Here is a 23,541-nt window from a genome sequence, read left to right as displayed (position 1 = left end):
ACCGCTGCTTTTTCGTATTGATTATTTTTGTAATTTAACAATCCGAAAAAAGCATCGGCTTCGTTCAGACTAAATTGAACTATTCGTCCAATTTAGCCCGCACTTCGCCAATACTTTTTCCGTTATGTGCAATGCACCAAAAAGACCGCTATGAAACAGTTTCTAATAATTATTAGTCTTTTTCTTCTACAAAATTGTATAAAAACGAAAAACACAGAAATTGGTAATAAATATTATGACCAAAATGATTTACAATTTACCTTTCTAGTGTTTGACAACCAAAAAATTGATATTTTTTTAAAAAACTATCAATCATTTGATTTTCAGAATGAAAAATTAAAAAATGATTTAAAAAAATTATCACAAATAAATCCTGTATCTCAAGATACTTTATCAAAAAAATACATACATAACACAAAAAAAATAGAAGCGACTGATTATGCATTAGCAGAAGAAGTTATCGAATCCACTTTAAATGGAAACAAAGAATATTGGAATGCAGGTTTGGATTATCTATTTTTTAAAGAAACATTACCTGAAAAATTTCAACAAAAATGGGTTCAAAGTCATTTAGGGAATTTTGAATTTAAAATTAGCTTTTTATCTCTATTACGAGAGAAAAATAAAATTTTTGATGATTTAATTTATGGGAACATCTATAATAATGATAAAAGATTAGAACAATTTAATTCAGAATATATTACAAATGAAATTACTCCGGAAATAGCTCAAAGTTTAAAATACACTCTTGAAACTGATAAAAATTTCCAAGATGTTAAATTTCAAAATGACAAAAAAATATTTATCGAATTCTTGGATAAAACAATTCAAAAAGAATGGAAAATGTTCTTATTAGATTGGAACTAAGAAGCACTGCACATAACATTGTATTGGCAAAATGCGGGGGAAAGTACAAAGTTGAACTACTCTACTTTTTTAGTCGCCGCTATTTTTTCATTCCACAATTTTTTGTAGTTTAGTTCCACGAAAAAAATATCGGCTACGTTTGGTCGTTCTTGAACTTTCAGTTCTTCGAAAGCCCGCACTTCGCCAATACTTTTTCCGTTATGTGCAATTCTCCCAAAACCACGCAATGAAAGTTAACACAGAAGATTTAGTGAAAATTTGTGATAATTATCTCTCTGATAAAATTACTGAAAATGAAATCGAAACTTTTGCAGGAAAAGCAATATTTGATGATGAAATTGAATTTGAAAATGATATTGTTTCAGATATAATATTTCAGTGGGATAATACAGAAATTAATTTCAAAATAAATAAATTGAATATTAGTCTATGGAAACATTATCTAATGACGGGAGAAGACAAACTTTTAGAATATAATAATTGGAATTTTCATATAAAATTACAGAAGGAACTTTGCGAAAAGTACAAATCTGAATGGAAGCCTATTAATAAAAAATTAAATATTGGACTTTCACAAAATTATGATCTTGAACCAATTAATGGTTTAAGACATTCCGCTGAAAAAGGGACTTCAGGTTGGTTTATTTGGTTTGGAGAATATTCAGAAGATCCTGATTTTTTTCAACCTATTTGTGCTGAACATTTACTTAATATTTATCCAAAAATAATTGATTTCTTGGGTTTAGAGATTGGTTACAGATTTCAAATAGATAGAAATGGCTACGAAGATGTTTGGAAAGATGAAAATATAAAGTAAGAACTGCACATAACATTGTATTGGCAAAATGCGGGGTTTAAGGCTAAATTGAACTTTTAGTAATATTTATCCGCCAATATTTTCCAATTCCACTTTTTTGTTTAACTTAGTTCCATTGAAAAAATATTGGCTACGATTGGTCTGAACTTGAACTTTCGTTCAAATTAAGCCCGCACTTCGCCAATACTTTTTCCGTTACACGCAATAGATTAGCGCGTTTTCGGATAATAATTTCTCTTTTTTAAACATTGATATTTTAGGTTTTATAAGAAAAAATTCAATAGAAATATTGGGTTTAAAAAGTTCTTAAATTTTCTTGAAAACACTTTTCTCGACAAATAAACTTCGAGGTTTTTTCGCTTAAAATTTCGCGTGATTTTTAAGCTTCTTCTACTCTTTTCTTTTTATAATTGAAATTTTTCTCATTTGAAAAAATCAGAAAATATCAACTTCATAAACCATAGTTGAAAGTTTTGCCATTTTTTAAGATTTTCATAAAAATAACTTTTATTTTTTACGAATTTTCAATTTTACTTTTCGCAGAAACCATCGAGAAAAATTTCAGATAATTGAGTTTTAAATTTTGCTGGAAAAATGCAGTTTGAAAACTGGTTAAGCTTCGTTTTATTCATCTGATTTGTTTGTGATTTAATTGCTCATAATTTTTTAGAACTATTTTTCAGCGTTGAAAAGTTCTCATTTTCTACTGCGCGTAACAATGTATTGGCAAAATGCGGGATTTAGGGAAGAATTGAAAAGCAGAAAAAATAATCCGCTCATGCTTTTCAATTCCACATTTTTTTCTTATTTTAGTGTACTTGAAAAAGCATTCGCTACGCTTGGTCGTTCTTGAACTTTCAGTTCTTCGAAAGCCCGCACTTCGCCAATACTTTTTCCGTTACACGCAATAGATTAGCGCGTTTTCGGATAATAATTTCTCTTTTTTTAACATTGCTATTTTTGGTTTTTATAAGAAAAAATTCAGTAGAAATATTGGGTTTAAAAAGTTCTTAAATTTTCTTGAAAACACTTTTCTCGACAAATAAATTTCGAGTTTTTTTCGCTTAAAATTTCGCGTGATTTTTAAGCTTCTTCTACTCTTTTCTTTTTATAATTGAAATTTTTCTCATTTGAAAAAATCAGAAAATATCAACTTCATAAACCATAGTTGAAAGTTTTGCCATTTTTTAAGATTTTCATAAAAATAACTTTTATTTTTTACGAATTTTCAATTTTACTTTTCGCAGAAACCATCGAGAAAAATTTCAGATAATTGAGTTTTAAATTTTGCTGGAAAAATGCAGTTTGAAAACTGGTTAAGCTTCGTTTTATTCTTCTGATTTGTTTGTGATTTAATTGCTCATAATTTTTTAGAACTATTTTTCAGCGTTGAAAAGTTCTCATTTTCTACTGCGCGTAACAATGTATTGGCAAAATGCGGGATTTTGTAAACGTTGAAATTTTGTAAAAATATTCCGCCGAATGCTTTTCAATTCTGCAATTTTTTTGTAAGTTAGCAGAAGTGAAAAAGCATCGGCTACGTTTCTGAATTCTTGAACTTTCAGTCCTTCGAATTCCCGCACTTCGCCAATACTTTTTCCGTTAGCAGAAATGCTACAAAAATTCGTGTTCAAATTCAAAATCCAAAAATAATTCAGTAAATTTGATTCAAATATTATTACAATGGATTTAGAAAATAGAAAATTAAACTTAATCACATACCTTGCTCAATTGCAGGATGAAAGTTTCTTTGAAAAAATCGAAAATTATATTTTAAGAAAATTCGAAAAAGAAGATCATTCTGAATTCAGACCATTTACTGTTGAAGAACTTATTAACAGAATTGAAAAATCTGAACAAGATTTTAAAAATGGAAAATATAAATCTCAAGAAGATTTGGAAAAATTATCAGCAAATTGGTAGAAATGAAAATTATTTGGACCGATTTTGCAATAGAAAATCTTAAAGATATTTTTGATTATTACTCAAATAAAGCAAATAAAAAAGTTGCTCATAAAATTCGGAAGCAAATTTTGACCTCGACAAAACAATTAATCAATAATCCTAAATCTGGCCAAATTGAATTAAATCTAGAAAAACTAAATCAAAAGCATAGATATATTGTTTGTGGAAATTATAAAGTCATTTACAAAATTGTGGATACTAAAATAATCATCAATGACATTTTTGATGGAAGACAAAATCCAATAAAAATGACTGATGAAAGAAGAAAATCAAAATAAAAATAAAAAGCACTTCTGCTAACATAGTATTGGCAAAATGCGGGGAGAAGTCTTAGTTGAACTTTTTGTAATATTTAGCCGCCAATATTTTCCAATTCCACATTTTTGTTTAACTTAGTTCCATTGAAAAAATATTGGCTACGATTGGTCTGAACTTGAACTTTCGTTCAAATTAAGCCCGCACTTCGCCAATACTTTTTCCGTTATCTGTAATTCTATGAAAAACCGTGTCATAAAAGTAATTATAGGAATTTTTCTAATCTTTATTATTGGTCTTTTTATTCGACCTCAAAAAGTAATATATGAAGCAAAAATTTCTGGAAAAGTTATCGACGAAAATGGAATTCCAATAAAAAACGCTGTAGTTTCAAGAATTGAAGAAAAACGGTGGAAAAATAAAAAATGGGGTTACGAAGAACACTCTGAATATAAATCTCAAACTACAAAAACTGACGATAATGGAAACTTTTTTCTTGAACAAAAATCTCGAATAGACTGGTTTCATACACCACTTGATTTACCTTTTGCTTGGTGTTATGCAGATTTTGAAATTTCAAATAACGGTTATGAAACTTTCAAAACAAAATTTGATGAATACAAATCTTATAAAAAGGATGGTTGTTATGCGTGTGAAAAAATTGAATTCAAACCCAAAATAACTTTAAAAAAGAACTACAGATAACATTGTATTGGCAAAATGCGGGATTGAAGTTTTAATTGAAAATTTAATTGTATTTCGTCGCAAAAAACTTTTTTCTTTTACAATTTTTTGTATTTTAGCAAAAGGAAAAAAGTTTTTGCTTTTTGCAGTTTAAGTTGAACATTTTCAGTGTTTTAGCCCGCACTTCGCCAATACTTTTTCCGTTAGCGGAAATCTTAAACCAACTGTCTGCATAAATGAAAAATTATTATTTCTATATATTCACAATATTATTGCAAACATTTACTTCTTGTTCTATCAATAAAGAATTGAAAGATGAAAGAGAAGCATGGAATTTTAATAATTGGGATAAAGAATTTAAATCAAGAGCTTTTTGCTTATGTCAATTGAAAGGTTACGAAAATAAAAATATAGAAAAAAAATTATGGGATAATGATCGGTCTTATTATAATGCTTTAGCAATAGCAATATTTGATGATTCTCTTGAATTTCAAGTTAAAAAGGAAATAAACTTAATTAGATTAGACTCAATAAATTCAGAAGGCACATATCCTGAAGATTTAAAGCCGCTGTATCAAAAAAGAAATGTTTTAAATCACTGCTTAGAGTTTTATGGTAGTAAAAGACTAGATAGCTTAACAAGAATGCAACAGAAATATTGGGAGTCGATTCCAAATATTATGAATAAAATACACGAAAAAATACCCACCTATTAAAAATAATAAGACTTCCGCTAACATAGGTTTTGCAAAATGCGGGGTTTAGGTCAAAGCTGAAAATTTTGTCAAAATAATCCGCAAATTGGCTTTTCATATTGCTCTTTTTTGTAATTTAACAATCTGAAAAAGCCATTTGCTACGTTTGTGAATCCTTGAACTAAAGTTCTACGAATTCCCGCACTTCGCAAAGCCTTTTTCCGTTAGCAGAAAGTTTATCCAAACAATCGTCAAATCAAATACTAAATGAAATTTTCACTGACTTTTGCAACCTTATTTATTGGAACTTTAAATCTAATAGCTCAAAATTTTAACGTAATCCTTCAAGTAAATGATCAAAACATTAATGGAGAAATTACTAATTTATATTTGAGTAACAATAATCAAAAAACTGATGAAAAAATATATGCAAATTATTATCCTGGAGATTTGATAGTTAGCAATTACGATAAAGAAAAATTTGAAAATCTTGATGAATACTTTACTCTGACTTTCACATATAACACATTTAAAAAAGGAATACAGAATCTTAAAACCTTTAATATAAAATTGCAAAAAAAAAATCTTGAACAACCATATTTAATAATTAATGTTTATGATTTTAGAAACCGTAAATATAAAAAATGGTTTCAATACATTACTAAAGAAGATTATCTCGCACAAATTACATTTCCAAATTCTGGAATTTATATTCGACAGAAATAAAAAACCTTCTGCTAACATTGTATTGGCAAAATGCGGGATTTTGTAAAAGTTGAAATTTTGTAAAAATATTCCGCCGAATGCTTTTCAATTCTGCGATTTTTTGTAAGTTAGCAGAAGTGAAAAAGCATCGGCTACGTTTCTGAATTCTTGAACTTTCAGTTCTTCGAATTCCCGCACTTCGCCAATACTTTTTCCGTTGTCTGCAATGCTATGAAAGATACCGCCAATAATTATTATATTATAAAATTCTGGATTTTATCAATAATTTTTGCAATTTTGATTTTTATTCTTGGAAGTGCTATAAAATCCAAAAGTCTTGATTTAAGTTTTATAGGTTTCGGAATTTTTATGTTTTTTTATTCTATAATTTATTCCTTTCCAACTTTCCTCGTTGTATTTTTAATTTCTAAGTTTGGAATGAATAATCTTTACACAAAAAATAAATTGATACTAAGTGGAATTTCTACATTATTAATATTATTAACAATATATGCATCCTTTGGAAAAGAAAAGTATGATGTTAACGGGAATTTTAGTGCTCTAACTTTTTCTATTGTATCCGCAATTGGTATATTCATTTCAACAATTTTTTTGAATATAAAAAAGACTTATACTAAAAAATAAAAAGCACTGCAGACAACAGTGGTTTTGCAAAATGCGGGGTTAAAGTCTAAGTTGAACTATTTTAGATATTTATCCGCAAATTGGCTTTTCATATTGCAATTTTTTATTAACTTAACAATCTGAAAAAGCCATTTGCTACGTTTGTGAATCCTTGAACTGAAGTTCTTCGAATTCCCGCACTTCGCAAAGCCTTTTTCCGTTACACGCAATAGATTAGCGCGTTTTCGGATAATAATTTCTCTTTTTTTAACATTGCTATTTTTGGTTTTTATAAGAAAAAATTCAGTAGAAATATTGGGTTTAAAAAGTTCTTAAATTTTCTTGAAAACACTTTTCTCGACAAATAAATTTCGAGGTTTTTTCGCTTAAAATTTCGCGTGATTTTTAAGCTTCTTCTACTCTTTTCTTTTTATAATTGAAATTTTTCTCATTTGAAAAAATCAGAAAATATCAACTTCATAAACCATAGTTGAAAGTTTTGCCATTTTTTAAGATTTTCATAAAAATAACTTTTATTTTTTACGAATTTTCAATTTTACTTTTCGCAGAAACCATCGAGAAAAATTTCAGATAATTGAGTTTTAAATTTTGTTGGAAAAATGCAGTTTGAAAACTGGTTAAGTTTCGTTTTATTCTTTTGATTTGTTTGTAATTTAATTGCTCATAATTTTTTAGAACTATTTTTCAGCGTTGAAAAATTCTCAATTTCTACTGCGCGTAACAGTGTATTGGCAAAATGCGGAATTTTGAGAACGTTGAAATTTTGTAAAAATATTCCGCCGAATGCTTTTCAATTCTGCAATTTTTTGTAAGTTAGCAGAAGTGAAAAAGCATCGGCTACGTTTCTGAATTCTTGAACTTTCAGTCCTTCGAATTCCCGCACTTCGCCAATACTTTTTCCGTTACCTGCAATGTTATGAAAAATTCGTCTATAACAATAAATTTCAATCCTACAGAAGAAAACTTAAGCGAAATTTTTTCTTGGACGACTTTTCCTAAAAATAATTGGTCTGTTATTCAAAAATGTTTTGAAAAAAATAATTTATGTGTTGCAATGATTCAAAATGAAACTGTTGGATTTTTCGCATATGAGCTTGAAGCAGTTTGCATTTTTATAATTATTGCAGAAACCAAAGAGAGTCACAGAAATCGTGGTGTTGCAAAATTTATTAAAAAAGCGATTGAAAAAAATTTCAAAAATTCAGATTATAAAGCAATGCATTTATATTGTGCACCTAAATCATCTGAATTTGCTTGGAAAAAATTAGGTTTTGAGTATTATCCTGAAAATGCACGTAAAAATAATGATGACAAAATTTATATGTTTAACATTTTCGGTGATGTTTTGCAACTATCCTCAACAAATTATGAAATGCTAAATAATGATAACACAATTGAAATATGGAATTCGCAATTTCCTAAAAACACAATGCCAAATTGGTTTTCAAATTTAGATTTCAAAGAAGATAAAAAAACCTTTTTAAAACCTTTATTATTGTTCGGAAGTGATGAATGGAAAGTCAGAATAAAATATAATGGAAATTGCTTTGAAGGTCGATATAAAGATTTCGATAAAAGAAGCGAAGTTTATGAATGTTTTTACATTGGTGAAATTAAATAATAAAAACACTGCAGGTAACATAGTATTGGCAAAATGCGGGGAGAAGTGCAAAATTGAAAAGCAGAAAAAATAATACGCTCATGCTTTTCAATTCTGCAATTTTTTGTAAGTTAGCAGTATTGAAAAAGCATTCGCTACGTTTGGTGTGAACTTGAACTTTCGTTCAAATTAAGCCCGCACTTCGCCAATACTTTTTCCGTTGTATGCCATTTTACCGAGCAACTATCCTTGAAAGGAAGATGAAATACAACGGGGAAGCCGAAAACCACATCTTGAAAGAGTAGGCAAAACATAAATTGTAAAAAATGAAAAAAGCAATTTTATCACTAACTTTTATGTTAGTTGCAGTTGTAGGGTTTAGTCAAAACATAACCTATAAGAAAGATGCGTGGGGTAACACAGTAGCAGTTGATGATAGAGGTAATACAATTGCCACACAGAAAACTGATGCGTGGGGAAACAAGGTTTGGGTTGATGATAGAGGAAACACTATAACAACACAAAAGAAAGATGCGTGGGGTAATACAATCGAGCAAGACAGTAGAGGAAACACACAATCCACTTACAAAAAAGATGCTTGGGGAAATACCATCCAACAAGACAATCGGGGAAATACCGAGTACACTTACAAAAAGGATGCTTGGGGAAACACAGCTGTCTATGACAACAGAGGAAATAAAGTAGGAACTTACAAGAAAGACGCTTGGGGTAACACTGTTTTCGTAAAAGAATGACAAATCTTTAAAGTAGAGTTTTTGGATAGTGAAACTCTACTTTATCGTTTTCATTAGAGGTTTCAACCTCTGAAATATCTTTTAGCACTGTTTTTTTTGTTTTTCACCCAACAAAAGCATACAAGTTGTGAAAAAATCACTACATTTGCATCAGTAAAAACAAAAGATATGCTAATCAGGTTTTCAGTTGAGAATTTTTTGTCATTTAGTGATAGACAAAAATTTTCTATGTTGCCAGGTAAAGGAAGTTTAAAAGCAGACCACAAAACCCCAAAGGTTAATGGTGTTTCTGCATTGAAAACATCTGTTTTATTTGGTGCAAATGCTTCGGGAAAATCTAATTTGATTAAAGCTATTGATTTTGGGAAAAAATTAGTTTTAAGAGGAACTAAGCCAGAAAAACCAATAGACTATCAAAAATTTAGACTTGACAAAAATTCCAATACTAATAATTCAAGAATTGAATATGAAATACAGCATAAGGGGAAAAATTATGCTTATGGTTTTGTATTCGATAATGAGTTAATCAAGGAAGAATGGCTTTATGAAGTCGGAGCAAAAAAAGAGGTTAAAATTTTTGAGAGAAACTTTTCAAATAAGCAAATATTTGATTTAGATTATATTCTGCAAAAGCTAAAAAAAGAGGAAGAAAAACAATTTCTTCGCTTTATTGCGAAAGGAACGCCTAATAATCAGCTCTTTTTGACTGAAATCAGAACAAGAAAAGTTAAAGAAAATGTTTCAAAAATAGAGGATTTACTCAATGTTATTGATTGGTTTCAAAATTCCTTAAAGGTCATTTTTCCAGATGACAAATACAACGAGGGGTTGAAATTTGAGTTAAAACAGGACGAAGAATTACTGACAACCTTTGAAGAATTTTTATCCTATTTTGACACAGGAATTGACGGTGTTTGCCTTGAAAAGATTGATTCTGAAAATATAGATATTCCCAAGCCTTTATTAGAGAAAATCAGAGAGGATTTATTGAGTAAGAAATCAGAGAACATAAGAGCTTCTATAATATCCAAAGGAAATACTACTTACTTTTTGTCGGTTAAAAATGAGGATATTGTCATTGAGAAATTTATGACAAAGCATAAGGTAAAAAATGCCAACAATCCTGAAAAATTTGATACAAGTGATGAATCAGACGGCACTAACAGGATAATGGACTTTATTCCTCTGTTAATGGACTTGTTAAAAGGGGACAATGTTTTCATAATAGACGAAATGGAAAGAAGTTTGCACCCCAATCTGATTTATGACTTATTGGATTTGTTTTTATCAAAATCAACAGGTGTAAGTAGTCAGTTAATTTTAGCAAGTCACGAATCTTCTTTATTAACTCAAAAATTATTAAGAAAAGATGAAATTTGGTTTGTTGTAAAAGACAATTACGGAGCTTCAAGACTGCATTCGCTCGAAGAATACAATGTTCGATTTGATAAAGAAATTCGCAAAGACTACCTATTAGGCAGATTTAAGGCTATTCCTCGAATTGGTAACAGAAATAAACTTACAGTAATTAACAAGTAATTTTTTTGTTATGCCAAGAGAAAGAGAAGATTTTTTCAGAGAAAGTAACACTACCGAAAGGGAGAAAATATTCGTATTGGCTTTCGAGGGGAATAAAACCGAAGAAAAATACTTTTCTGAATTTAGAGATTCCAATAAGTTTAATGACGAACTGATTTACTTACATTTATTAAAACGTGCAAACGATGATACCAATAGTGCACCTAATCACGTTTTTAGTAAATTGAAAAAGGAGGCAAAAGACGAGTTTAATTTCAAGACAGGAGATGAACTTTGGATGATTATTGACACCGACAGATGGAGGAATATTCCTGATATTATCCAAGCCTGTAATGATTTGGAGAATATGTTTGTTGCTGTAAGTAATCCGTGTTTTGAATTTTGGTTATTGCTACACATCAAAGATATTCAAGAATACGGTGCAGAAGAATTAGAGCTAATTTTTAGAAATAGAAAGACGGGTAACAGAAATTATGTGGACACTAAAATCGTTAAAATTGTAGGTTCTTACAATAAAACGAACCTTAAAGTGGACGATTTTCTTCCAAACATTGATTTAGCCATTTCGAGAGCAAAAAATCTTGACCAACCACAAGAAGAATATCCCACTAAATTAGGTTCTCATATCTACAAACTGATTGAAAAAATAAAAAGAGATTAAGAGGGCTTATAAACACAAAAAACGGCATACAACATCGGTTTTGCGTAATGGCGGGGTAACGACTTCGATTGAACATTTGTACAAAATTGAAAGTTAGTGCTTCGATTAAACATTTCTGCAAAAAATCCGCCACTACGCAAAGCCGCGAACCGTCGTTAGGCGTAATTTTATGAAAACCGTTATAATAACAATATTCTTTTTAACAATTTTATCTTGTAACAATTCAAATCAAAATAATATGGAATTTTTTGACAACCTTTTTGGTAAAAAAAATAATGAACAACCTAAACCAAAAGTTGATAGTCTAAAACTTGAAAAAACAGCAGAAATGCTTGATGAAGATATATTTTGGAAAATTATTGATAATTCACTAAAAAACACGAATAACCAAACTGATCAAGAACAATTTTTGATTAATGAAATAAGCAATTTGACTCCAAAACAAATGATTGGTTTTCGATTGCGAACCGATAAACTTCTCTATGATACATACAATTCTGAAATGTGGTGTGCAAGCTATTTGATGAATGGAGGAAATTCAGATGATGGATTTGAATATTTTAGAAATTGGATAATTTCTAGAGGTAAAGAAGTATATTATAAGGCAAAAGAAAATCCTGATAGTTTAATTTCTCAAAAAGAATTTTCAGAAGAAGATTTTTATGAATTTGAGTTATTTTGGTATGTTGCTTTAGAAGCATTTGAAAAAACAACTGGAAAAGACCTTTATGATTATATTGATGAAGATAATTTCACAACAAAAGAAGGAAATTATCCACAATTTGAATTTACTTGGCAAGAGGAAAATCCAGACAGTATGAAAAAAATATGTCCTCAACTTTTTGCTGAATTTGAAAACAAGTAAAACTACGCCTAACATTGTATTGGCAAAATGCGGGAAGAAGGGCAAAATTGAAAAGCAGAAATATTATTCCGCTCATGCTTTTCAATTCTGCAATTTTTTGTAAGTTAGCACTATTGAAAAAGCATTCGCTACGTTAAGTCTTTCTTGAACTTTCAGTTCTCCGAAAGCCCGCACTTCGCCAATACTTTTTCGTTATGTGCAATTCTCCCAAAACCACGCAATGAAAGTTAACACAGAAGATTTAGTGAAAATTTGTGATAATTATCTCTCTGATAAAATTACTGAAAATGAAATCGAAACTTTTGCAGGAAAAGCAATATTTGATGATGAAATTGAATTTGAAAATGATATTGTTTCAGATATAATATTTCAGTGGGATAATACAGAAATTAATTTCAAAATAAATAAATTGAATATTAGTCTATGGAAACATTATCTAATGACGGGAGAAGACAAACTTTTAGAATATAATAATTGGAATTTTCATATAAAATTACAGAAGGAACTTTGCGAAAAGTACAAATCTGAATGGAAGCCTATTAATAAAAAATTAAATATTGGACTTTCACAAAATTATGATCTTGAACCAATTAATGGTTTAAGACATTCCGCTGAAAAAGGGACTTCAGGTTGGTTTATTTGGTTTGGAGAATATTCAGAAGATCCTGATTTTTTTCAACCTATTTGTGCTGAACATTTACTTAATATTTATCCAAAAATAATTGATTTCTTGGGTTTAGAGATTGGTTACAGATTTCAAATAGATAGAAATGGCTACGAAGATGTTTGGAAAGATGAAAATATAAAGTAAGAACTGCACATAACATTGGTAACTGTTGCACAACTCCTTTTTTTTAGAAAATAGTTTTCAAAAACATGAAATTTTGACCTCTTTAGAAGCAATTTTAGAGAGGTTTTTTTTTAGTTGTAGTTCAAAATTCTAGAATTTGAATAGCTTAAAATCGAGTTTTTATAGACTGAAAAGGCGCGTTTTGAAAAAGCAAAGTTCTTCCCTTGTTTTAGAGATAGAACTTGGGCTAAAATACTTGGTTTTTTAATGGTAAAACGCATGTATTTCTTCAAGTTGTAGGTTAAACTTGCCATCAGTACATGTTTGTTTGCGTTTTTGATGCCTCGAGTGTTGACTCGTTTCATGTTGGTAAAGTTGATCAACGTTCCAATGACGGGTTCTACCGTTTTGCTTCGCACTCTAACCATTTTCTTGGCATATTTCTCGTTTTGGGTGAGTTTTTGATGCATACGGTCGTAATGTTCTTTGTGGATGCTGTCGTCTAGCTTTTTAAACTTGGTGCTTTTGCCACAGCATTGTTCTCTTAGTGGACAGTTTTTGCAATCTGTTTCACTGCTTCGGTACGTTCGTTTGGTGTAGCCTTTACTATCCATTTTTCGCCTTTGAAAAGCAGTTTAGCTTGCTTACCTTCGGGTTTTGTGCATTGATAATAGTTTTCTTCTTTGTGGTAAGTAAAACCTTCTCGCTCTGATTTGTATTGTCCGAAGTTAGGGATGTAGGCGTTGATGTTTTTTTCGTGCAAATACGCCAATGCTTCGCCACTGCTGTAACCACCATCGGCTAAAAGTTCTTGTAATTCTATTCCGTTTTCCTTTAGGTTTTCTTCTGTGAGTTCTACAATTTGTTCTAAACACTGACTGTCGCGTTTATCCGCAAAATCTGAACACGCTCCTGTAATGACATGGTGCGCATCGTCAACTGCGATTTGTCCAAAATAATTTAATTGTCGCGCTTTGCCGGGTTTTACACTCACTCTAGCATCGCTATCTGTGGGAGAATAATGGGTGTGATTAGATAGGTATTTGGGACGGATGAGATTGCCGTTTTCATCTATCTGTCTACTATTGCTATTTGCTGGCATTCCTTTATACGCTTCTGCTTTCCAATCATGGTGGCGTTCAACGAGTTTCTTGCGGGTGGTAGTTACTTTGTATTCGCTGTTTTCTTCTAGTTCGTTTACAAAAGCACTGGCGTCTTCTAAAACTTCTTTCTCTACCAAGCTATCCATAGAAGCATTAGCTTTGATGAAAACGCTGTCCACCGCTTGTCGTTTACCACGAACCATATTTTTAGAAACGCACATTCTCAAGACTTCTTTAAACAAGTTTAAAAAGACTTCTTCGCCATACAAACCGCGAGTTCGGCTAATGGTACTGTGCCAAGGAAGCTGCTCATGTACATCATAACCTAAAAACAATCTTATCGACAAGCTATCACTACAAAAAGCTATCAACTGTCTATCTGAATTGATATTGTTTAAATATCCCACCAATAATATCTTAAAGAAAACAACAGGATCTATACTCTCCTGTCCTTCCTTACCATAATACTTTTGAGTTGCTTTATAAATGAAATCTAAATTGAGTTCGGATAACATTTTTCTATAAAAATTATCCTCTGGAACTAGGTCTAATAAATTGACCGAAACAAATAATTGTGGTGTAAAACTCTTCTTTCCTTGCATACATCAATTTACGAAATATCCCGTTTTTATACAAGTTTATTTGTATATTTGAGTTGTGCAACAAGCACATTGTATTGGCAAAATGCGGGGTTTAAGGCTAAATTGAACTTTTAGTAATATTTATCCGCCAATATTTTCCAATTCCACTTTTTTGTTTAACTTAGTTCCATTGAAAAAATATTGGCTACGATTGGTCTGAACTTGAACTTTCGTTCAAATTAAGCCCGCACTTCGCCAATACTTTTTCCGTTAGCTGATATGCTTTCCGAACAGAACTCACAAAATGAAACTATCCGAAAAATCCAACCAAGAAATTATTGAACAACTGACTAAAATTGCAAATAATTTCGACTCAACTCAAGAAAATTATCTTCTGTCCTACCCTCACTTTTTGAACTATTTCAAAAATTTACAATCCATAAATATTGAAAACTTAATAATCGGAATAAGTTTTACTTATTCTTGGATGCCGACAATATTAAAATCAATAAAACTCGAAAATACCGAAAAAACACTTTCGATTTTAAACGATGTGAAAAACGGAAAGAAAATAAATGAAGAGCAACTTGCAACATTAAAAAGTGCATTTAACAATTCGCTTGTCGGAACTTCAAAACTTTTACATTTTATCAATCCAAAACAATACGCAATTTGGGACAGTCGAGTTTTTAGATTCTTAAACAACGAAGAACCTCATAAATACAAACTTGAAAGACCAAAAACTTATATCGAATATCTTGATTTTATAGAAAAACTGAAAGGCGAAAAAGCATTTAACAGTTTTTACGAACTGATGAAACAAAAAGTTGGTTATGAAATAACAGAATATAGAGCTTTAGAACTTGCATTTTTTAAAGGAGAATAATTATGGAACTAACTTATCGTGAACAAATCATTGAAAACATAAATAACTTAATCGAAGCAAGACACATCATTTTTGAACAAATTTTAAATCTTGCAATGTCAAATGAATTTAGTCATTTAAAAGAAGCATTTGACCAAGGAGATATTTATTCATTTTCTTTAAACCATTTTGACGATATGGAAGATATAAATGTTCAAAAAATGGTAAAACTTTGTAGAAAAACCGAAGAAACTGTTTTTACAATTATGGACTTGAACGGAATTAACGAAAACGAAGTAAATCTTAATGAAAAATAAGCACATCAGCTAACATCGCATTGGCAAAATGGCGGGTTAAGTGCTAAATTGAAAGTTTCTACATATTTAGCCGCCGAATGTGTTCCACATTCAGCTTTTTTTAATAATTTAGCTTCTGTGGAAACACATCGGCTACGTTACTGCTAAATTGAACTTTTAGTCCAATTTATCCGCCACTTCGCCAATGCGTTTCCCGTTACACGCAATAGATTAGCGCGTTTTCGGATAATAATTTCTCTTTTTTAAACATTGATATTTTAGGTTTTATAAGAAAAAATTCAATAGAAATATTGGGTTTAAAAAGTTCTTAAATTTTCTTGAAAACACTTTTCTCGACAAATAAACTTCGAGGTTTTTTCGCTTAAAATTTCGCGTGATTTTTAAGCTTCTTCTACTCTTTTCTTTTTATAATTGAAATTTTTCTCATTTGAAAAAATCAGAAAATATCAACTTCATAAACCATAGTTGAAAGTTTTGCCATTTTTTAAGATTTTCATAAAAATAACTTTTATTTTTTACGAATTTTCAATTTTACTTTTCGCAGAAACCATCGAGAAAAATTTCAGATAATTGAGTTTTAAATTTTGCTGGAAAAATGCAGTTTGAAAACTGGTTAAGCTTCGTTTTATTCATCTGATTTGTTTGTGATTTAATTGCTCATAATTTTTTAGAACTATTTTTCAGCGTTGAAAAGTTCTCATTTTCTACTGCGCGTAACAATGTATTGGCAAAATGCGGGATTTAGGGAAGAATTGAAAAGCAGAAAAAATAATCCGCTCATGCTTTTCAATTCCACATTTTTTTCTTATTTTAGTGTACTTGAAAAAGCATTCGCTACGCTTGGTCGTTCTTGAACTTTCAGTTCTTCGAAAGCCCGCACTTCGCCAATACTTTTTCCGTTACACGCAATAGATTAGCGCGTTTTCGGATAATAATTTCTCTTTTTTTAACATTGCTATTTTTGGTTTTTATAAGAAAAAATTCAGTAGAAATATTGGGTTTAAAAAGTTCTTAAATTTTCTTGAAAACACTTTTCTCGACAAATAAATTTCGAGTTTTTTTCGCTTAAAATTTCGCGTGATTTTTAAGCTTCTTCTACTCTTTTCTTTTTATAATTGAAATTTTTCTCATTTGAAAAAATCAGAAAATATCAACTTCATAAACCATAGTTGAAAGTTTTGCCATTTTTTAAGATTTTCATAAAAATAACTTTTATTTTTTACGAATTTTCAATTTTACTTTTCGCAGAAACCATCGAGAAAAATTTCAGATAATTGAGTTTTAAATTTTGCTGGAAAAATGCAGTTTGAAAACTGGTTAAGCTTCGTTTTATTCTTCTGATTTGTTTGTGATTTAATTGCTCATAATTTTTTAGAACTATTTTTCAGCGTTGAAAAGTTCTCATTTTCTACTGCGCGTAACAATGTATTGGCAAAATGCGGGATTTTGTAAACGTTGAAATTTTGTAAAAATATTCCGCCGAATGCTTTTCAATTCTGCAATTTTTTTGTAAGTTAGCAGAAGTGAAAAAGCATCGGCTACGTTTCTGAATTCTTGAACTTTCAGTCCTTCGAATTCCCGCACTTCGCCAATACTTTTTCCGTTAGCTGTAATAGTTCCCAAAATGCCGTTAAAAAATACTGTTATGAAAATATTTGTTCTAATTTTTACTTTTAGTTTTGCTTTAATTTCTGCTCAAACTCATCGCTTTATCTACGAATTCAAATATAAACAAAACCCAAAACAAACAGAATTTCAAAAAGTAAATATGACTTTAGATGTAAATCCTGAAAATGTGAAATTTTATAATTACCGTTATGTAGAAATCGACTCAACAAACATAACAAAAGGACAAAACAGTCAGCTTTGGGATAATTCTACAAATGTTATCGTTCGATCAAAAAATTCAAATACAAATAGTAATTATACTATGATTAATGATGTGTTTGTTTTTGACACAGAAGACAAAATTGATTGGAATCTCGATAAAGAAACCAAAAAATTTGAAAACTATACGTTACAAAAAGCGACCTCAAATTTTGGTGGCAGAAAATGGACAGCCTGGTTTTCTAAAGAAATAAATATTTCAGAAGGTCCATATAAATTTCGTGGTTTGCCTGGACTAATTTTCCAAATATATGATGACCAAAATAATTTTGATTTTACATTAGTGAAAAGTTTTAAATTGAATTCTACTTATAAAACGCCATTCATTGAAAGTTTTTATGGTCAAAAACCGATAAAAACAACCCAAGAAAACATAAATAAAATGTTGATGAATGAATATAATGATCCATATCACGAAACTCGTGAACAGTTCAAAAAAAATCCGAAAACGACTTTTAGCATTAATGGTACTGATATAAAAGACATCAGTCAATTTAAAGAATTGACCGAATCAAGACGAAAATTCATTCGTGAAAATAACAATCCTATTGAAATTGATAAAGCACTAAAATATCCACAAAACTAAAAAAAAACTACTACAGCTAACATTGTATTGGCAAAATGCGGGATGAAAGTCTAAGTTGAAAAATTTGTAAAATTTAGCCGCCAATATTTTTCCAATTTATCTATTTTGTTTAACTTAGCTAAAGTTGGAAAAAATATTGTCTCCGTTTGGTCTAAAATTGAACTAAAGTTCATTTTTAGCCCGCACTTCGCCAATACTTTTTCCGTTAGCCGCAATTTTATAACAACCGCATGGACACAGAAACCAAAATAAATATTGTAATTATATTAATAGTTTTTTTAATTATATTTTTCATTTGTTTTTGGGTTTGTCTTCTCATTTTTCAACTCTTAAAATTTTTAAGAAACAAACTAAAATTAGAAAATAAATATTTGTCAAATAAGTCGTTAAAGTATTATTTGCTGATATGCTCTTTTATTTTTTCGATCTATCAATCTTATACGGCAGTTTATCCAAATGATAGCTTTTACTATAAAGAATTTGAATATGTAACAAATCAAAAAATTCCAAATTCGGCGAAAATTATTAATAAAAAATCAAGTTATCCAGATTTTCACGGAGATTATTTTTCTAAATCAGAAATTAAATTGTCGGAACAAGACTTTAATATGTTATTAGAAAAATTACAAAATGACAAGACATTAATTGAAACAAAACCTTATAAAAAGAATGAATTAAGAGTTTTTGAGCGAAAAATAAAAGGTGAAAGTGATAGATTTCTATTTATACATTTTCTTAATGACAATAAAACAATTTTGGTAAATGTTGATTTTACATAAAAAAACTGCGGCTAACATGGTATTGGCAAAATGCGGGGTTTAAGCCAAAATTGAACTATTTTTCAAATTTATCCGCCGCTCCTTTTCATATTGTTTTTTTTCTTAATTTAGACAATCTGAAAAAGCATCGGCTTCGTTTGGGAATTCTTGAACTAAAGTTCTTCGAATTCCCCGCACTTCGCCAATACTTTTTCGTTACCTGCAATTTTTCCAAACATAACGCAAATGAGCATCAATAAAGAAGAAAATTGGAAATCATTTTTCAAAGACAAATTAAAAGAATCAAATTTATATTGTCGAATTGATCATGGAAAACATGGAGATACTGATATAGAAGAATATATATCAATAAATCAAAATGAAAAAACGAAAATAAAAATTGGATATTTAGGTGACAAATTAATTTGGATGCATTTTGAAAATCCAAAAACAATTGGTTTTACGAAACAACAAGAAATTGAATATTTTTATGCCAACGATTTTACAGAAAATGAATCGTACGGAAATCCAGGTCTAGAATTTAACGAAATTAACAAGAACGCCATAAATAATCAACTTGACAACGGATTAAAAGGAACTGAAGTCCAATTTTATAAAAATGGAAAATTATTTAAGTCAAAAATATATATTGATGAACAAGATGAATATTCAACAACTATAAATTTTGAAAAAAAGACTTTTTGGGAGAATTTAAAATCACTTTTCAAAAATAGTAACAACGAAATTATTACAGAAAAGCGAATAGAATTAAGAGAAATATTTGGAGGAATAAAGAAATAAAAAAACTGCAGGTAACATTGTATTGGCAAAATGCGGGGTTTAAGGGTAAGTTGAACTACTCTACTTTTTTATTCGCCGCTGCTTTTCATATTGTTTTTTTTCTTAATTTAGACAATCTGAAAAAGCATCGGCTTCGCTCAGTCTGAATTGAACTTTCAGTTAAATCCAGCCCGCACTTCGCCAATACTTTTTCCGTTATATGACATTTTTAGACAACAGATAAATACAATAATTGTAATTAATTTATGTTTACACATAAGGGAAAAACAAGGACATTAAAACATAATTTAAATATTGCTTCATTACTTTCTTTTGTTGCTGGAATTGTGAATGTAGCCGGTTTTTTATCTGTTCAACGTTTGACAACCAATGTAACTGGACATTTTGCTTTTTTTGTTGACGAAATTTTTCAACTTAGATTTTGGCAAGCATTTATCTTTTTTTTATACATTTTTTTCTTCTTTTTAGGTTCATTTGTGTCCAATTTTATAGTTGAAATTATTGCTAAAAAAAATGACAGATTAATTTATATTATTCCAACCATCCTTGAAAGTATTATACTTTTTTCTTTGGCTATTTTTGGACAATTTTTAATCTCGCAAAACCCCAACCTTCTTGTTTGCTCCTTACTTTTTTCAATGGGATTACAAAATTCATTAGTAACGAAAATATCTAATGCAACTGTTCGAACTACTCATTTGACAGGACTATTTACAGATTTGGGTATTGAACTATCACAACTATTCTTTTATAAACAAAAAGATCAAAAGGACAAACTAAATTCTTCGATTAAATTACGATTAACTATTATTATATTTTTCTTTTTGGGTGGACTTTTAGGAGGTATTCTTTATTCAAACTTGAAATTGTATATTTTAGCAATTGCTGCAGCTATTTTAATCACTGGAATAATATATGATGGACTAAAATTAAGAATGATAATGCATCATAGAAAACATAGTGACAGCAAAAAAAACGTCATATAACATTGTATTGGCAAAATGCGGGGTGAAGTGTAGAATTGAAAAGCAGAAATATTATTCCGCTCATGCTTTTCAATTCTGCAATTTTTTGTAAGTTAGCAGTATTGAAAAAGCATTCGCTACGTTTGGTGTTTCTTGAACTTTCAGTTCTTCGAAAGCCCGCACTTCGCCAATACTTTTTCCGTTATCTGCAAGCGTATCACAAAAAAACCGCACAAAATGAGAAAAAATGTCTTAATATTTTTTGCTTTATTAGCATCAATTTGTTTTTTACAGATAAACGCTAAAAAATTCTCTACAAATTATAAAAGTAATGTTCAAGACACTATTATTGTAAAACACAAAAATTCAATAGAAAAATCTTATGAAGTTGGGTTTTATTCAAAATCTTATAGTTATTATTGGATTGTTGGAAAAGACACTCTTGATTTTGCAATAAGCGCTCACGAATATGAAAGAGACAAATCTATGAGCATAAATATTTTTCACAAAAATCCCATTAATTTAAAAACTGCAATAAAAAATACGGAAAATTGTTTAACTCTAATTAAACAAGATTTTAACATTGAAAAACTTAATTACCTATATTTTACAAACACTTTTATTTATTATCCAGATATAGTTACAAAACTATCAAATGAATATAACGCAAAATATGGTAAAAAAAGAATTGAATATAAAGACTTAAACAAATTTCTTCTCAGTTCAATTTTTAATACCAAAATGAATGAGTTTCTAAAATTGCAAAATAAAAAAGTAATCGGTTATGGAATTGAAAAATTTAATTTAATCGATAAACAAAGTATGAAATATCAACTGCCAAATATGGACTTAAAAGATTATCCTGAATACTCAATAAGTGGAATGGGTATATCAGTAAAATTGGATAAAAAATAAAAAATACGCCTGCAGATAACAGTGTATTGGCAAAATGCGGGGTTTAAGGGTTAATTGAACTATTTGTAATATTTATCCGCCAATATTTTCCAATTCCACATTTTTTCTTAATTTAGTTCCATTGAAAAAATATTGGCTACGATTGGTCTAAAATTGAACTTTCGTTCAAATTAAGCCCGCACTTCGCCAATACTTTTTCGTTATGCGATATTTTATGAAAAACATCCCTTGTATTAAATTTTTAATATTATTAATTTTCTCAAACATTAGTGTATTTGGGCAAAATAATAATATTAAAATTTCAGATAATCTATTCATAGAAAGGAGAAATAATATTCATGGTGTCGTTGATAGCTTAAACAATATTATAATTCCTTTTGAATATAATTATATTTCTTTCAAAAATTCTGTATTTATCGTAGAGAAAGGAGAAAATAGTGGCATTTTGAATTTTCAAAATAAAGAAATTGTTCCTATAAATTTTAAATACATAATACCCAAAAAAAATAACCTTTTTATAATTTGTACTAAGAGTCCAAAATGTGGTTTGATTGACAATAAAGGAAAAATAATACTTCCAACAATTTTTAATGATATAAATTCAAATTTATACGAAGAATATTACTTAGTTGAAAATGAAAAAGGGCTCTTTGGAGTTTATGATATTAAGGGAAATAATATTTATCCTGAAGAGTACATATTTTACAAAGAAGATAATTATAAAGTATTTGCCCAAAAAGATAATAAAGCTTACATTTTAGATTTAGAAAACCTTTCAAAAACAGTTATTTTAGACGAAAACATTTCTTTTATAAAAACAGCAAACAATTTCACTATTGGTGAAAAAAGATATCAAATTTTTAAACAAAACGGAAAATTTGGTGTAATTAATTCCTCAAATACAGTTGTTATACCACCAAGCTATGATAAACTCACACCTTCACAAAATTGGAAATATTATATCATTGAACAAAATAATAAGAAGGGATTAATTAATATTGAAAACAAAATCATCAAGGATATGAAATATGATGAAATTCAATTGATAAAGGAATATATTATTTTAAAAGCAGCCGGTAAAAAAGATGAATTCTATTCTTATGAATAAAAAAACATCGCATAACATAGGTTTTGCAAAATGCGGGGTTTAGTCATTGACTGAAATTTCGTCAAAATTATTCGCAACTGCTTTTCATATTGTTTTTTTGACTAATTTAGACAATCTGAAAAAGCATTTGCTTCGTTTCTGAATTCTTGAACTTTCGGTTCTTCGAATTCCCGCACTTCGCAAAGCCTTTTTCCGTTACACGCAATAGATTAGCGCATTTTCGGATAATAATTTCTTTTTTTTAAACATTGATATTTTAGGTTTTTATAAGAAAAAATTCAGTAGAAATATTGGGTTTAAAAAGTTCTTAAATTTTCTTGAAAACACTTTTCTCGACAAATAAATTTCGAGTTTTTTTCGCTTAAAATTTCGCGTGATTTTTAAGCTTCTTCTACTCTTTTCTTTTTATAATTGAAATTTTTCCCATTTGAAAAATTAAAAAATATCGAATTCAGAAACCATAGTTGAAAGTTTTGCCATTTTTTAATATTTTCATAAAAATAATTTTCAGTTTTTACGAATTTTCAATTTTACTTTTCGCAGAAACCATCGAGAAAAATTTCAGATAATTGAGTTTTAAATTTTGCTGAAAAAATACAGTTTGAAAACTGGTTGAATTTCGTTTTATTCATCTGATTTGTTTGTGATTTAATTGCTCATAATTTTTTAGAACTATTTTTCAGCATTGAAAAGTTCTCATTTTCTACTGCGCGTAACAGTGTATTGGCAAAATGCGGGATTTTGTAAAAGTTGAAATTTTGTAAAAATATTCCGCCGAATGCTTTTCAATTCTGCGATTTTTTGTAAGTTAG

26 protein-coding genes are annotated in these 23,541 nt (G+C 29.3%); 22 read left to right on the top strand and 4 right to left on the bottom strand.

All coding sequences use genetic code 11. The features are described from left to right. The first annotated feature begins 150 nt into the window (after positions 1-150). Positions 151-867, top strand: a complete 717-nt coding sequence (locus tag G6R40_RS02675; RefSeq protein ID WP_165131240.1) for a hypothetical protein — start codon at positions 151-153, stop codon at positions 865-867. Between the two features lie 226 nt (positions 868-1,093). Beyond that, on the top strand, positions 1,094-1,684 hold the full coding sequence (locus tag G6R40_RS02670; protein WP_165131200.1) for a hypothetical protein: 591 nt from the start codon (positions 1,094-1,096) through the stop codon (positions 1,682-1,684). Positions 1,685-3,084: 1,400 nt separating this feature from the next. Here G6R40_RS02670 and G6R40_RS02665 read toward each other — a convergent pair. Continuing rightward, positions 3,085-3,318 carry a hypothetical protein gene (locus tag G6R40_RS02665; RefSeq protein ID WP_165131238.1) on the bottom strand — a complete coding sequence of 78 codons (234 nt, stop codon included), beginning with the start codon at positions 3,316-3,318 and terminating at the stop codon, positions 3,085-3,087. A 49-nt stretch (positions 3,319-3,367) separates the two neighbouring features. On the opposite strand from G6R40_RS02665, the gene G6R40_RS02660 reads away from it, so the two are divergent. The 12 genes from G6R40_RS02660 to G6R40_RS02605 all read left to right on the top strand — a co-directional run bounded on the left by G6R40_RS02660 (position 3,368) and on the right by G6R40_RS02605 (position 12,864). After that, positions 3,368-3,607, top strand: a complete 240-nt coding sequence (locus G6R40_RS02660; protein ID WP_165131112.1) for a hypothetical protein — start codon at positions 3,368-3,370, stop codon at positions 3,605-3,607. Between the two features lie 2 nt (positions 3,608-3,609). Then, a complete protein-coding gene (locus G6R40_RS02655; RefSeq protein WP_165131110.1) occupies positions 3,610-3,927 on the top strand; it encodes a type II toxin-antitoxin system RelE/ParE family toxin in 318 nt (105 codons plus the stop codon). A gap of 217 nt (positions 3,928-4,144) precedes the next feature. Beyond that, positions 4,145-4,609, top strand: coding sequence for a carboxypeptidase-like regulatory domain-containing protein (locus G6R40_RS02650; RefSeq protein ID WP_165131236.1), 465 nt, complete (start codon positions 4,145-4,147; stop codon positions 4,607-4,609). A 215-nt stretch (positions 4,610-4,824) separates the two neighbouring features. Continuing rightward, positions 4,825-5,304, top strand: a complete 480-nt coding sequence (locus G6R40_RS02645; RefSeq protein ID WP_165131234.1) for a hypothetical protein — start codon at positions 4,825-4,827, stop codon at positions 5,302-5,304. 246 nt (positions 5,305-5,550) lie between these two features. Next, a complete protein-coding gene (locus G6R40_RS02640) occupies positions 5,551-6,009 on the top strand; it encodes a hypothetical protein (RefSeq protein ID WP_165131232.1) in 459 nt (152 codons plus the stop codon). A 210-nt stretch (positions 6,010-6,219) separates the two neighbouring features. Continuing rightward, positions 6,220-6,633, top strand: a complete 414-nt coding sequence (locus G6R40_RS02635) for a hypothetical protein (RefSeq protein ID WP_165131230.1) — start codon at positions 6,220-6,222, stop codon at positions 6,631-6,633. A 916-nt stretch (positions 6,634-7,549) separates the two neighbouring features. Further along, positions 7,550-8,254 (top strand): hypothetical protein, encoded by a 705-nt coding sequence (locus G6R40_RS02630; protein WP_165131228.1) that lies wholly within the window; start codon positions 7,550-7,552, stop codon positions 8,252-8,254. Between the two features lie 305 nt (positions 8,255-8,559). Continuing rightward, a complete protein-coding gene (locus G6R40_RS02625; protein WP_165131226.1) occupies positions 8,560-8,988 on the top strand; it encodes a hypothetical protein in 429 nt (142 codons plus the stop codon). 228 nt (positions 8,989-9,216) lie between these two features. After that, positions 9,217-10,527: an AAA family ATPase gene (locus tag G6R40_RS02620; RefSeq protein WP_165131224.1), complete on the top strand. Its 1,311-nt coding sequence runs from the start codon at positions 9,217-9,219 to the stop codon at positions 10,525-10,527. 10 nt (positions 10,528-10,537) lie between these two features. Continuing rightward, on the top strand, positions 10,538-11,188 hold the full coding sequence (locus tag G6R40_RS02615; RefSeq protein WP_165131222.1) for an RloB family protein: 651 nt from the start codon (positions 10,538-10,540) through the stop codon (positions 11,186-11,188). Positions 11,189-11,426: 238 nt separating this feature from the next. Continuing rightward, the gene (locus tag G6R40_RS02610; RefSeq protein ID WP_165131220.1) at positions 11,427-12,053 is read left to right on the top strand and encodes a DUF4240 domain-containing protein; all 627 of its coding nucleotides are present in this window, start codon (positions 11,427-11,429) and stop codon (positions 12,051-12,053) included. A 220-nt stretch (positions 12,054-12,273) separates the two neighbouring features. Further along, positions 12,274-12,864: a hypothetical protein gene (locus G6R40_RS02605; protein ID WP_165131200.1), complete on the top strand. Its 591-nt coding sequence runs from the start codon at positions 12,274-12,276 to the stop codon at positions 12,862-12,864. Positions 12,865-12,974: 110 nt separating this feature from the next. Here the strand turns inward: G6R40_RS02605 and G6R40_RS15100 are convergent, their stop codons facing one another. Both G6R40_RS15100 and G6R40_RS02600 read right to left on the bottom strand, forming a co-directional pair. Then, positions 12,975-13,457 (bottom strand): transposase, encoded by a 483-nt coding sequence (locus G6R40_RS15100; RefSeq protein WP_228455900.1) that lies wholly within the window; start codon positions 13,455-13,457, stop codon positions 12,975-12,977. Beyond that, a complete protein-coding gene (locus G6R40_RS02600; RefSeq protein WP_228455899.1) occupies positions 13,388-14,548 on the bottom strand; it encodes a transposase in 1,161 nt (386 codons plus the stop codon). The genes G6R40_RS15100 and G6R40_RS02600 overlap by 70 nt, the downstream gene beginning before the upstream one ends. Positions 14,549-14,831: 283 nt before the next feature. Here G6R40_RS02600 and G6R40_RS02595 point away from each other — a divergent pair, with 283 nt between their 5' ends. Then, positions 14,832-15,413, top strand: a complete 582-nt coding sequence (locus tag G6R40_RS02595; protein ID WP_165131218.1) for a hypothetical protein — start codon at positions 14,832-14,834, stop codon at positions 15,411-15,413. Positions 15,414-15,415: 2 nt separating this feature from the next. After that, entirely contained in the window at positions 15,416-15,709 is a 294-nt protein-coding gene (locus G6R40_RS02590) for a hypothetical protein (protein ID WP_165131216.1), read from the top strand. A 1,401-nt stretch (positions 15,710-17,110) separates the two neighbouring features. Here G6R40_RS02590 and G6R40_RS02585 read toward each other — a convergent pair. Next, positions 17,111-17,332 (bottom strand): hypothetical protein, encoded by a 222-nt coding sequence (locus tag G6R40_RS02585; protein ID WP_165131214.1) that lies wholly within the window; start codon positions 17,330-17,332, stop codon positions 17,111-17,113. A gap of 22 nt (positions 17,333-17,354) precedes the next feature. Here G6R40_RS02585 and G6R40_RS02580 point away from each other — a divergent pair, with 22 nt between their 5' ends. From G6R40_RS02580 to G6R40_RS02555, 6 genes are all read left to right on the top strand, one after another. Continuing rightward, on the top strand, positions 17,355-18,182 hold the full coding sequence (locus G6R40_RS02580) for a GLPGLI family protein (RefSeq protein ID WP_165131147.1): 828 nt from the start codon (positions 17,355-17,357) through the stop codon (positions 18,180-18,182). Positions 18,183-18,412: 230 nt separating this feature from the next. Continuing rightward, a complete protein-coding gene (locus tag G6R40_RS02575; protein ID WP_165131212.1) occupies positions 18,413-18,961 on the top strand; it encodes a hypothetical protein in 549 nt (182 codons plus the stop codon). A gap of 225 nt (positions 18,962-19,186) precedes the next feature. Further along, positions 19,187-19,741: a hypothetical protein gene (locus G6R40_RS02570; protein ID WP_165131040.1), complete on the top strand. Its 555-nt coding sequence runs from the start codon at positions 19,187-19,189 to the stop codon at positions 19,739-19,741. 245 nt (positions 19,742-19,986) lie between these two features. Next, positions 19,987-20,727, top strand: a complete 741-nt coding sequence (locus G6R40_RS02565) for a YoaK family protein (protein ID WP_165131210.1) — start codon at positions 19,987-19,989, stop codon at positions 20,725-20,727. A 216-nt stretch (positions 20,728-20,943) separates the two neighbouring features. Further along, positions 20,944-21,621: a hypothetical protein gene (locus G6R40_RS02560; RefSeq protein WP_165131151.1), complete on the top strand. Its 678-nt coding sequence runs from the start codon at positions 20,944-20,946 to the stop codon at positions 21,619-21,621. Positions 21,622-21,835: 214 nt separating this feature from the next. Continuing rightward, complete coding sequence (locus tag G6R40_RS02555) at positions 21,836-22,729, top strand: WG repeat-containing protein (RefSeq protein WP_165131208.1); 894 nt, start codon at positions 21,836-21,838, stop codon at positions 22,727-22,729. The last annotated feature ends 812 nt before the right edge of the window (positions 22,730-23,541 follow it).

It is taken from the genome of Chryseobacterium sp. POL2 (assembly GCF_011058315.1).
In the GTDB taxonomy this organism is placed as follows: Bacteria; Bacteroidota; Bacteroidia; order Flavobacteriales; family Weeksellaceae; genus Soonwooa.
The sequence above is the reverse complement of the archived record's forward strand: the minus strand, read 5'-3'. Positions and strand labels throughout refer to the sequence as shown.

Bases quoted from the DNA above. Each gene is read 5' to 3' on its own strand.
- G6R40_RS02560 (WP_165131151.1), top strand. From the start codon at position 20,944: ATGAGAAAAAATGTCTTAATATTTTTTGCTTTATTAGCATCAATTTGT.
- G6R40_RS02610 (WP_165131220.1), top strand. From the start codon at position 11,427: ATGGAATTTTTTGACAACCTTTTTGGTAAAAAAAATAATGAACAACCT.
- G6R40_RS02570 (WP_165131040.1), top strand. From the start codon at position 19,187: ATGAGCATCAATAAAGAAGAAAATTGGAAATCATTTTTCAAAGACAAA.
- G6R40_RS02630 (WP_165131228.1), top strand. From the start codon at position 7,550: ATGAAAAATTCGTCTATAACAATAAATTTCAATCCTACAGAAGAAAAC.
- G6R40_RS02670 (WP_165131200.1), top strand. From the start codon at position 1,094: ATGAAAGTTAACACAGAAGATTTAGTGAAAATTTGTGATAATTATCTC.
- G6R40_RS02660 (WP_165131112.1), top strand. From the start codon at position 3,368: ATGGATTTAGAAAATAGAAAATTAAACTTAATCACATACCTTGCTCAA.
- G6R40_RS02575 (WP_165131212.1), top strand. From the start codon at position 18,413: ATGGACACAGAAACCAAAATAAATATTGTAATTATATTAATAGTTTTT.
- G6R40_RS02580 (WP_165131147.1), top strand. From the start codon at position 17,355: ATGAAAATATTTGTTCTAATTTTTACTTTTAGTTTTGCTTTAATTTCT.
- G6R40_RS02675 (WP_165131240.1), top strand. From the start codon at position 151: ATGAAACAGTTTCTAATAATTATTAGTCTTTTTCTTCTACAAAATTGT.
- G6R40_RS02650 (WP_165131236.1), top strand. From the start codon at position 4,145: ATGAAAAACCGTGTCATAAAAGTAATTATAGGAATTTTTCTAATCTTT.
- G6R40_RS02605 (WP_165131200.1), top strand. From the start codon at position 12,274: ATGAAAGTTAACACAGAAGATTTAGTGAAAATTTGTGATAATTATCTC.
- G6R40_RS02620 (WP_165131224.1), top strand. From the start codon at position 9,217: ATGTTGCCAGGTAAAGGAAGTTTAAAAGCAGACCACAAAACCCCAAAG.
- G6R40_RS02635 (WP_165131230.1), top strand. From the start codon at position 6,220: ATGAAAGATACCGCCAATAATTATTATATTATAAAATTCTGGATTTTA.
- G6R40_RS02640 (WP_165131232.1), top strand. From the start codon at position 5,551: ATGAAATTTTCACTGACTTTTGCAACCTTATTTATTGGAACTTTAAAT.
- G6R40_RS02590 (WP_165131216.1), top strand. From the start codon at position 15,416: ATGGAACTAACTTATCGTGAACAAATCATTGAAAACATAAATAACTTA.
- G6R40_RS02645 (WP_165131234.1), top strand. From the start codon at position 4,825: ATGAAAAATTATTATTTCTATATATTCACAATATTATTGCAAACATTT.
- G6R40_RS02600 (WP_228455899.1), bottom strand. From the start codon at position 14,548: ATGCAAGGAAAGAAGAGTTTTACACCACAATTATTTGTTTCGGTCAAT.
- G6R40_RS15100 (WP_228455900.1), bottom strand. From the start codon at position 13,457: ATGGATAGTAAAGGCTACACCAAACGAACGTACCGAAGCAGTGAAACA.
- G6R40_RS02595 (WP_165131218.1), top strand. From the start codon at position 14,832: ATGAAACTATCCGAAAAATCCAACCAAGAAATTATTGAACAACTGACT.
- G6R40_RS02565 (WP_165131210.1), top strand. From the start codon at position 19,987: ATGTTTACACATAAGGGAAAAACAAGGACATTAAAACATAATTTAAAT.
- G6R40_RS02615 (WP_165131222.1), top strand. From the start codon at position 10,538: ATGCCAAGAGAAAGAGAAGATTTTTTCAGAGAAAGTAACACTACCGAA.
- G6R40_RS02655 (WP_165131110.1), top strand. From the start codon at position 3,610: ATGAAAATTATTTGGACCGATTTTGCAATAGAAAATCTTAAAGATATT.
- G6R40_RS02625 (WP_165131226.1), top strand. From the start codon at position 8,560: ATGAAAAAAGCAATTTTATCACTAACTTTTATGTTAGTTGCAGTTGTA.
- G6R40_RS02555 (WP_165131208.1), top strand. From the start codon at position 21,836: ATGAAAAACATCCCTTGTATTAAATTTTTAATATTATTAATTTTCTCA.